10 protein-coding genes are annotated in these 10,292 nt (G+C 42.5%); 8 read left to right on the forward strand and 2 right to left on the reverse strand.

The features are described 5' to 3' along the window. Nucleotides 1–598 precede the first annotated feature (598 nt). The 8 genes from L6H65_RS08945 (at nt 599) to L6H65_RS08980 (ending at nt 8,890) form a co-directional block, all read left to right on the forward strand. Nucleotides 599–2,257, forward strand: a complete 1,659-nt coding sequence (locus tag L6H65_RS08945) for a GspE/PulE family protein (RefSeq protein WP_236340162.1) — start codon at nt 599–601, stop codon at nt 2,255–2,257. 130 nt (nt 2,258–2,387) lie between these two features. Then, the gene (locus L6H65_RS08950) at nt 2,388–3,599 is read left to right on the forward strand and encodes a type II secretion system F family protein (RefSeq protein WP_503827048.1); all 1,212 of its coding nucleotides are present in this window, start codon (nt 2,388–2,390) and stop codon (nt 3,597–3,599) included. A gap of 74 nt (nt 3,600–3,673) precedes the next feature. Further along, nucleotides 3,674–4,117: a prepilin-type N-terminal cleavage/methylation domain-containing protein gene (locus L6H65_RS08955; RefSeq protein WP_236340164.1), complete on the forward strand. Its 444-nt coding sequence runs from the start codon at nt 3,674–3,676 to the stop codon at nt 4,115–4,117. 80 nt (nt 4,118–4,197) lie between these two features. After that, nucleotides 4,198–4,965 carry a prepilin peptidase gene (locus L6H65_RS08960; RefSeq protein ID WP_236340165.1) on the forward strand — a complete coding sequence of 256 codons (768 nt, stop codon included), beginning with the start codon at nt 4,198–4,200 and terminating at the stop codon, nt 4,963–4,965. Nucleotides 4,966–4,985: 20 nt separating this feature from the next. Continuing rightward, on the forward strand, nt 4,986–6,116 hold the full coding sequence (gene pilM / locus L6H65_RS08965) for a type IV pilus biogenesis protein PilM (protein WP_236340166.1): 1,131 nt from the start codon (nt 4,986–4,988) through the stop codon (nt 6,114–6,116). Beyond that, complete coding sequence (locus tag L6H65_RS08970) at nt 6,113–6,676, forward strand: PilN domain-containing protein (RefSeq protein ID WP_236340167.1); 564 nt, start codon at nt 6,113–6,115, stop codon at nt 6,674–6,676. The genes pilM and L6H65_RS08970 overlap by 4 nt, the downstream gene beginning before the upstream one ends. Nucleotides 6,677–6,691: 15 nt before the next feature. Beyond that, complete coding sequence (locus tag L6H65_RS08975) at nt 6,692–7,414, forward strand: hypothetical protein (protein WP_236340168.1); 723 nt, start codon at nt 6,692–6,694, stop codon at nt 7,412–7,414. A 24-nt stretch (nt 7,415–7,438) separates the two neighbouring features. Beyond that, complete coding sequence (locus tag L6H65_RS08980; protein ID WP_236340169.1) at nt 7,439–8,890, forward strand: hypothetical protein; 1,452 nt, start codon at nt 7,439–7,441, stop codon at nt 8,888–8,890. A 5-nt stretch (nt 8,891–8,895) separates the two neighbouring features. Here the strand turns inward: L6H65_RS08980 and L6H65_RS08985 are convergent, their stop codons facing one another. Together L6H65_RS08985 and L6H65_RS08990 are read right to left on the reverse strand one after the other, a co-directional pair. Continuing rightward, nucleotides 8,896–9,477, reverse strand: a complete 582-nt coding sequence (locus tag L6H65_RS08985; RefSeq protein ID WP_236340170.1) for a PilW family protein — start codon at nt 9,475–9,477, stop codon at nt 8,896–8,898. Nucleotides 9,478–9,481: 4 nt separating this feature from the next. Beyond that, nucleotides 9,482–9,889, reverse strand: coding sequence for a type IV pilus modification PilV family protein (locus L6H65_RS08990; RefSeq protein WP_236340171.1), 408 nt, complete (start codon nt 9,887–9,889; stop codon nt 9,482–9,484). Nucleotides 9,890–10,292: the final 403 nt, after the last annotated feature.

A 10,292-nucleotide genomic window follows, 5' to 3' on the forward strand; every position in this document is an offset into this window, starting at 1 on the left:
GCTCTGCCATCCTGTTTTACGGGAATATGGACGAGTGACAAACTTCGCCTAACTCCGTTTTTCTTTTAATTTCACAAAAATGCTTATTTTTGTATGTTTCTATCTGACTACGTTGTCGATAGCAGACGGTATAGTCCTTGGGATAGAGGCGGATGGTCAAAGCTTGTGATAAACTATGGGTGCTGGTCAGAATTTGGTGAGTAGGATCGTGTAAACTGTGCATTATAACATTCGACAAAAAATGATAAAATAGGTCCTGGGAATCACCATAAAATAGTTCAAATGACATAAAATTAATTGTGGTAAGCGATACCATTGTGTATAATCTTAATAAAACTGTAATATTAATGTTATTTTCAAAAATAAGTATTGCTAAAAGGAAATGCATGAAGTAATATTTCCATAAAGGGATACGAACTGTAACATAATTTCTTTTTATTAGATAAAAAACCACTTTTTTGCTACACCTTGCACAGCAGCACCTACATAAAACGAATGCAACTGTAGTCCTGGATAAGCAGGATCAAGATTAAAGGCTGCGGGGAATAGGTCTTTAGCCAGTTTGGCAGTGAAAAAGCTGAACGTGGAGGTCATGAGAATGCTGAAGAGAAAACGACTAGGCGACTTGTTGATTGAAGCTGGCGTGATTACTCAGGAACAGTTGAGCAGTGCGCTTGATGAACAAAAGGTATTGAAATTGAGGCTGGGTGATTTATTAGTATCCAAAAACTATGTTACCGAGCAGCAAATTATCGAAACCTTGGAGATTCAGCTTGGCGTCTCTTATGTGCAAATCAATCATCAGGAGATGGATCCCAAAATCATTGCGCTGATCCCTCAGAAGCTTGCGGAGCGTCAGAAGGTGCTGCCGATAAGGATTGAGGACGGCAAGCTCATCGTAGCGATGAATGATCCGCTGGACTATTTTGCAATCGATGAATTACGGATGACGACAGGCATGAATATTACGCCGGTTATTACATCCAAGAATGAGCTGGATCGCGCGATTGCCAGATTCTATGGCTTTCAGGAGTCGGTGGACCAGATTGTCAAACGGCTGGAGGAGAGGGAGATTGACGATCCTTCCATGCTGCAGGATGAAGTGTATTCACCCGTTGTCAAGACGGTTAACCAAATCATCGAGCAGGCTGTGTCGATCGGAGCCAGCGATATTCATTTCGATCCGCAGGAGGACAGCCTTCGCATTCGCTATCGTGTGGATGGCGTGCTGAGAACAGAGAAGAAGCTGCCTTATCACATGCAGAAGGTAATCGCCGCCCGGATAAAAATTATGGCGCAGCTTGACGTCGCCGAACGAAGGCTGCCGCTTGACGGCAGGGTCGAGCTGACCATTCTGAACCGGAAGATCGATTTCCGTATTTCGACATTGCCTACGATGTACGGTGAGAAGATCGTTATGCGTATACTGGATTCCAGCAACAAAAACAATAAAATTACGGACCTGGATTTTACAGGGCATAACCTGCTTCGTTTCAAACAGAGTATTGAACGCGCTTACGGCATGGTCGTTATAGTCGGACCTACGGGAAGCGGCAAGACGACAACGCTGTATTCCGCGCTAACGCATCTGAACTCGGAGGACGTTAATATAGTAACGATTGAGGACCCTGTCGAATACCAGCTGCTGGGCATCAATCAGGTGCAGGTGAATCCGGGGCCTGGACTGACCTTTGCCAAAGGGTTGAGATCGCTGCTGCGGCAGGATCCGGATATCGCGATGGTCGGAGAAATGCGGGATGTGGAAACAGCGGAAATATCCGTTCGCGCGGCGATGACGGGGCATCTTGTATTAAGCACACTGCATGCCAATAATTCTATCAATGCGATTAACCGTTTGATAGATATGGGTGTTGAGCCCTTTCTTGTTGCCAGCTCGCTGTTATGTGTCGTCGCCCAGAGGCTTGTCCGGCGGGTGTGTACAGAATGCGGACAGGATCATGAGCCAACGGCGGATGAGCGTGAATGGTTCGATAAGAACGGCGTACCTGTGACGAAGCTGCGGCGCGGAGCGGGCTGTATCAAATGCTCACAGACTGGGTATAAGGGCAGGATGCCGATTCATGAGGTGCTGCTGCTGGATGATACGCTGCGCTCGATGATTTTGCAGAGACGGGCCGATACCGAATATAGCGAATATGCGCTCAAATACGGGCTGGTTTTGATGCTGGAGGATGGACTTCAGAAGGCTGCGAAAGGGCTTACAACCGTGCAAGAGGTGCTGAGAGTTACTGTGTAAACACAAGAGCTGTTAGGTCATCCAGATATAGGATGATAGGCCCAAATAACTGTTTACAATTCGTGCTGTAAAGTGGTATTATTTCTATACTGTAAACGCTTTCATATTATCTGTAAGGAGGTGGTCCTAGCTGCCTAAATATAAATACACAGTTGTGGACACCAGCGGCTCCTATCAGAAAGGTTTCATAGAATCAGAGAACCTGCAATTGGCCTCTGAGCAGCTTCGATCAAGGCGATTGTGGGTTGTGGAATTGGCAGATCCACAGCAGAGTATTTGGAGTCGTGATATTGGGTTCCTATCGGCTAAGGTCAAGAAGGACCAGTTCACACTTTTCTGTCGACAGCTGGCAACGATGTATTCAGCGGGAGTGAATCTGGTAGAGGCAATCGAGATTGTAGCGAGGCAGAGCTCAAGCAAGCCGTTGAAGGCTGTGTTGACTGAGATCATCCAGGATATGAAGAGCGGAACGTCCTTCTCCGCCGCTGCCGCCGATCATCCCAAAGTGTTCAACACCGTGTTCGTACATATGATCGAGGCGGGCGAAGCGAGCGGCAAGCTGGATGAAATGCTGCAGCGTGTTGCGACAATGTTCGAGAAGGAGCACAACACGAAGGAAAAAGTGAAGTCGGCGATGATTTATCCGGCTGTGATGATGGTTGCTATAACATTTGTTATCATCTTCATGATGCTTTTTGTAGTTCCGACTTATATGGAGAATTTTACGAATATGGGTGTGGAGCTTCCGCTTCCAACACGAATTGTGGTAGCGGTCAGCGACATTCTTCTCGGATACTGGTATTTGCTGCTGGCTGGACTGATAGTATTGGTAGTTGCAACGGCTTATTTCCAAAAGACGGAGAATGGCAAGCATACCTTGGACTACTACAAGCTTAAAGTGCCGATATTTGGGACTTTATGGCATAAGCAAGCGATTGCACGATTCAGCAGAACCTTCTGCTCCTTGCATGGGGCATCTGTACCGATGCTACAAATACTGACGATTGTATCGAAGGTAGTTGGCAATGAAGCAATAGGTAGAATATTGCTGCAGATGAGAGGGAACATCAGCGGAGGCCACTCCATAATTGAGCCGATAAGGAAGAGTCGTCATTTTCCACCAATGGTTGTGGAAATGATGGCAGCAGGTGAGAGAACCGGTACGCTGGATGTTATGTTGGGAAAGCTGGCCGACTACTACGAATCTGATGTGGAAATGATGGCGGATCGTCTCAAGGCATTGATAGAGCCGCTGCTTATCATTGTAATGACAGTAGCAGTAGGAACCATTGTGCTGGCGATTATGCTCCCGAGCTTTACGCTAATGGAGAATATGGAATAACGTACAAGAGAGGGATTAATTCGGATCAAATAAAAATTCCGAATAACCAATATAAGCTTTTAGGAGGAGTTATTATGATGCAAGCATTGAGATTAAAATGGGTGAAGAATGAGAGAGGGTTAACACTGATTGAACTATTAGCAGTTGTTGTTATTATAGGTATTATTGCAGCGATTGCGATTCCGCTAGTTATTGGCGGTATTAATAATTCCAAAGAGAAAACCGATAAAACGAACGAAACTTTAATAGTTGAAGCGTCTGTAAGGTATATAACTGAACATGAGTCGGTTACTTCTTATATTAGTGGTACTACTGCAACAATTGATGTGGGGACTCATTTAGTAGATGGTGGATATATTAAAGAGGCTCCTGTAAGGCAAGCAGATAAAGCGGAAACTAAGACAGGAGCCACAGGTAATGGAGATGGAGCAGTGGCCGGACAAATACCAGCTACAGTTGTATTCGAAAAAACCGGAACTAACTGGAAATTCGTTAAAATAACATGGGAAACACCATAGATTTTTTAGAAGGTTAATCATTAAGATAAAAGGTAACTCAGCTGAGTTGCCTTTTTCTAACATTTTAGTAGGAGCGCTCTATGTTTATTTTAGAGGTTGGGTTCATTGCAGTGGTCGGTTTAGCAGGTTTAATAATCGGAAGCTTTCTGAATGTTGTTGCAATTCGCTTGCTTGAGGGGACTTCAATTGCTTTTCCAGCTTCGCATTGTATGACATGCAAAATCGAACTTAAATCATATGAGTTAATTCCTGTTCTCAGTTATTTGTTTCTGAGAGGCAAATGTAGAATCTGCAAGACGTCGATAAGTCCTGTATATCCAATCGGGGAAGCGAGCGCTGCGCTTCTGTTTATACTTTTTGCATGGAAGCTTGGCTGGCAGTTGGAATTGCTGCCGGGATTAATATTCGTGTCCGTTATGATTGTCATTGTCCATACAGATCTCAAGGCAAGAATCATTCCAGACCGTGTGATACTGTTCGGATTATTAGTCATCGTTCCGATAAGACTGTTCATTACCTATCCTCTTCCCCTATGGGATTATGCAGTAGCTAGTTTGCTGGTAGGGTGTCTGTTATATGCTCTTGCTGTAATCAGCAAAGGTGGCTTCGGAGGGGGAGACATTAAGCTATTTGCTTTGATCGGCTTGTTTATCGGTCTTAAAGCAACATTGCTGGCCTTGTTTGCAGCAAGCTTAATCGGCTATCTGTTCGGCATGTTAGGCAGGTTGCGTCGGAGAGGCACTGGAGACAAAAGCATTCCGTTTGGTCCTTATATCGCGGTTGCGGGCGTGTTCGCTTATTTATGGGGGAACCAATTATTTGACTGGTACTGGAGCCTGTATGGTTAACAGAAGGGGTTGACGAACTTATGATACAACAATTATTCGAGAAAACAGGCCTCCGTCAACGTTTGCAGCGCAGCTACCTGGGGATAGAAATAACTGATTATTGTATCAAGCTTGTGGAGATCGAGCCACAGCAGGCTGGACTGCCTGCTATAAAACGATGTATCTTGGAGCCGCTCGCCAACGACGCTGTAACAAATGGCATTATAGCGGATTCGGCATCGGTCGTACGTTCACTCAAGCAATTACTTTCTGATCATAAAGTGAAGAGTAGGAATGTTCATTTCGCATTACCTACGCATCTTGTTCTTATTCGTTTCTTGAAATTTCCAGATATCTCCCAGCAGGATTTGCGAAAAATGATTCAATTCGAAATTGAGCATAATTTACAGCTTCCTTTTGAACATCCTTGTCATGATTTTGTCAAGTTGAATGGTAAATATCAGCAGGCTAAGCCTTCTGATATGCTTCGCAAGGAAATATCGGTCAAGGATTTGTTCTCGCGGAAGAAAGGACAGCGGCCGATGGTATTGCCGTCTGGTTCGTTGGATTCATCAGAGAGTGATGAGCAGAATATGTGCGATGTTTTGCTGGCCGCAGCTCCTAGCGAACGTGTTCAGGAATATGCCGAGGTGTTGGAAGCGGCTGGATTGCAGCTCCTAAGCTTTGAAGTGAAGCCATTAGCCTTGTATCGCTTGATGACACAGGTATATCTTGCGAACAAGGATCAAACGATTTTGGTTGCGGACATAGGGAGAAATAATGTAGACCTTCTAATTATTCATCAGGGCGAGCTTAAGATTTCCCGAAACATCTCTCTGCGGTTCTTGACAACAGCTAGTAAAGGACTCTTCTCGAAGGAAAGAGAAATGCTGAATGAAATATGTCTTGAGCTAGCCGACGAGATTGATCGCCTTATCAAATTTTATATGTATACCTTGGATCATCGGGATCATGAGATGTCCAATGTCTATCTCTGTGGAGATATCGATCAACTGGAAGAGATCAAGGACTATCTGAATGAGCAGATGCAGCAAGAAGTATTCTTGCTTCCTAACCCTGCAATTATTGAAACGATGTATCCTGATTTGGATTCAGATTTCCCCGCTTTTGCAGCCCCGTTAGGTATGGCTATAAGGGGGAAGGAAGCATGAGTAATCTAAATCTTAATTTGCTGCCGCGTAAGCCGTTTTTCAAACGTTTGTTTAGACCCATTTTGTCATCAGTTGTGGTGCTTGCTATCGTTCCTTTCTCCGTTATGCTGGTGAATTATATTTCTGATTCGATCAGTGAGTCATCCTTGAAGGCGGAAATATCGGACATGGACAATCGGGTGCAAGGGATGAGCAAAAGGCTGCAAAGCAATCAGGTGTATGTCGGTTATGAGGAAATGAAGAAAGTGGCCGATCAGCTTGAGCTTTCACGCACAGACTGGAACTATTTTATTAACCGAATCGAGATTCATTTGCCAGGTGGAGCCAAGTACACTAGCCTTACCAGCCAAGGGAATCAGGGCTTGCAAATCGGCTTTGTATTTGAAAGAATGAGCGACGTGATCACTTACATCGCTCGATTGGAGAAGGAGCCGGGTATTGAAGCGGTGAAGCTTAGTTCAATTACAAAGAGCGGAGAATCTGCAACGGAAGATAATTTAGAACTGACCTCCAACCATACTGTCAATATCGATGTCTTCTTTCATCATAAATCAAGATAAGCAGGGTGATCTCCGATGAATACCAAATCTTTATTGAACGGACGAGAGTTTGCAAACAAGTCGATTATCCTGTTAATTGTGGTCATTGTAATTGGCGTTGGAATGAATCTGGTGATGTACTATATTTACAATTCGAAATCAGTAATTGTGGATGATTATATGCTAGAACGTGATCGTCTGGAACGAAGAATTAATGTACTGGAGCAACAGAAGGAAGCTCCAGTCGTGAACGAGGCAGATTTGAAGAGGCTGCTTGTTAAAGTACCACTTACCGCAGAACTGTCTCCTTATTTGACAAAATTGACAGAAATCGAAAGTGAGAATGGTGCAGAGATTCTGAGTCTGAACTTAACTGAGCCGGCAGATTTTCAAATTACTACGGGCCCGGAGCAGCAAGCCGAAAAAGCTGCCATCACATCAGAGTCAGTAGTTGAACCGAGTACGGATGCGGATGGTGTTAATTCCGTACCTTCAACAAGTATGAAGCAAATGATGAATCAGAGTATGAGCTTGTCACTCACGGGCGAGCTTGAGCAGCTTAAAGGATTCCTTAATTCACTATTGCAGTTCGAAAGAATCACAAGGGTAGAGCAATTCTCTATCAATGTCAACGAGGATGGAGAATCGGCAATGTCCATTCAGCTAAACCGTTATTGGGCTCCCGGATATGCCGAAGCACTTGCCCCGAAATCGGAACCTACCGATGAATCAAGCGCAAGCGCTGATACGGAGCAATGATGATGGAACGGGAAGGGGATTAACATGAATGAGCATGAGAAATACTCGCTGATTAATAATGAGAGAGGCAATGTTCTTCTATATTGCCTCTTAATTGTCATGGTGCTGATGGTTGTTACACCGATGGTTATGATGAATGTCTCCACGGAGAAATTAACAAGCACGAAAATGGAGGATAATATTCAAGTTAATACATTAGCATCTAGTGCGATGGAGGAGTTTTTGAATTACATAGATACCAATAAAACTATAACAGCAATAGCGGGCTACAAAGGATGGGGAATCAAAAAAATTCGATTACCAAGCGGTAAAAAAGTGGAGCTTGAGCAAACTGCTGTACCGAGTGCTGTGACCGAAGCGAATATTACAGGTGCCGGTATAGAAGTATCTATTAAAGCAACTAGCGGAAATTTTGTAAAAGAGTATAAATATCTTCTGAAAGGTACAAAGGGCGAAATTGTAGTTAATCCTAAATTTCCTATAGGACCAAGTCCTGATGACAAATTACTAATTTCAAAATCTGGACACAAGCCTTCTGGCTGGGACGCAAAAGTTTTTGGGATTAATGGACTGGAAACTGCGATTAAAAAATATATAGATTCTATTGAGGGGCTTAATGGTCCTTATACGATTCTTGATACTCAAATAAAAAATGCTGGAACTAAAGTGATTGATTGTAAAAGTTGTGATGTAGATCAAATCATTGATGAAATAAAGAAATCAACTGAAAATCCAGTTTATATTGAAGCCAATGATATAGAATTCAATAGTACAGGTACATATACATTCGGAGAAACAACTAAGCCAGTAATATTAAAAGCTAGTAAAATTAAATTAAATATACCAGGCGCAGGAATGGAGTTATTTGGAAATGTTGTAGTTGGTAATATTACTTCGAATCAACAGGGAAGTTTGTATATAAGAGATGTAGATAAGGACCCTGATACAGAGCAATATGGTAATCTATTTGTCACAGATAAAATTGATTTTAATAAGGATGCTGATGCTATTGACATTACTAATCTGCTATATGTGGGAGATAACTTTCATGTTAGAAGCTCAGATCAAAAAATAACAAGTCTCATAAGTGCGGGATCAATTGTTGTGAAACAAAATGCCCTCAATATAGATTCATTAATACAACTAACTGTTACCAAACATATTGCAGCAAGAAGAATTAATTTTACAAGTAATCGTGTCATCGTAACTGCCGGTACAGATATACTAGCTTCCGAATATATCCAAAGAACCACCGGAAATGGGACTTTTTCGATGGAAGCGCAGGGTTTGATAGCAGCTGGAGGAGAAACAACGAGTCATAAAGGGCTGCATATCCAAAACTTTAACTCTGGTAATGTTTTTAGCGGTTCCGGCACATCTACTATTCTTCAATGTGGTGGCGGCGAGGAAGCTGCTGGAACGTCAATCTTTGGTGATTGTTCTACAGGTTTGAATATTGAACCAAAAAGACGCTAAGTCATCTATTTTATTTGTTTAAAAAGTTTTACTCTCGTAGAAACGGTTTGCTCATCAGAACTTACGAAACCGCCAGTGGCGGTTTTTCTTGTTGGTACATAATGGAGTGTTATATTCACATATTTTTTATCTCCGACGTTTTTTTCTATATAGTCAGGCGCTTGCGATAATCCGTAGGTCAATTCAATACCATTTTTGTAATAGCTTGAGTGTGTAGAAATGCTAACAGAATCTTGTTTCCATTCATCATTTGTACTAGCCTGAAAATCATATAATTTAAGCACACCGGAAGTTTCATAACAAATGGCTTTATATGCAATTAGTCCGTTGGCAAAAGTGGAGTAACGCAGCTCATTTGCAGAAGTAGGTTGAAAAATAGCATCACTATCATGAAGACGCGCTGAAATTTGCGAAAGCGCATATTTGGCGTTGCGCTGGGCGCTGCGTCCTTCGCTATTGGAGTATGTAAAGCCAGATACGCTTGTAAACAAGGCAATGGCCACAGTAATAACAATTGCTGTAAGTGAAATTGCCCCAAGCAATTCAATTAACGTCAACCCACGTTCGTTTTTCAAATAGTTCTTCATTGTGTCAACCTCCCCATATAACAGTAACCGCATATAACTCAGGAGTTCCTCCTGTAACAAAAGTAAGCGTCAGTTGGTTTCTTGTAGTAATAGGAGTAGCTTTGAAAGGTTCAATGTCTGTAACGCCTGTGGAAAGAGTCTCTGTTTTGATTCGATACTTGAAACCAGATGTAGTGGTTTCAGTTTCTGTTCCACTTAAATCATATGTCGTCACACCAGCCCGCAGATTATTCACTATTTCCTCGGCAATAAACAATGCTTTATCCCGTTTATCTGTATCTCTATTCGAAGCTGTAGTATATTGAGAAATTCCGACAAAAGACAAAATAATCATTGTCAGAATAATGACCGCTCCAAGCACTTGTATAAGCGTCGTTCCTCTTTCATTCCGCAGAATATGTTGAGCCATCATAACGCCTCCTATGGTCAAAAATACCTATAGTTTATTATACCTCATCTCGCAGCAAATGGGTCATGTTTAGCTGTTGATTTTGATAATAAAGATGGATTTTGTAGAGAAAGTCTGCCCCTTAAAAGTATGACTCTAACATTAGGAGAAGGAAGTCATATGCACTCCTTTTACAATAGATACGGCTAGTCAGGAGCCGTGTTGAAAAATGAATGTTTAATAAATGAAGAATTAGAATACGGTGATTCGGAAAGCTGCTATGGCTGGTTGAATGAGACTATTGTCAGGTCTCATATGAGAGATGACTAGAAATGAACTGAACTAGCTCTTGCTGACTGCTTGATTGCCATCCATATATGCTCTCCATAGCTATAGATACGTTCCCGTTTGAACAGATTCATTAAAC

The organism is Paenibacillus plantiphilus (assembly GCF_927798095.1).
Classification (GTDB): domain Bacteria; phylum Bacillota; class Bacilli; order Paenibacillales; family Paenibacillaceae; genus Paenibacillus_Z; species Paenibacillus_Z plantiphilus.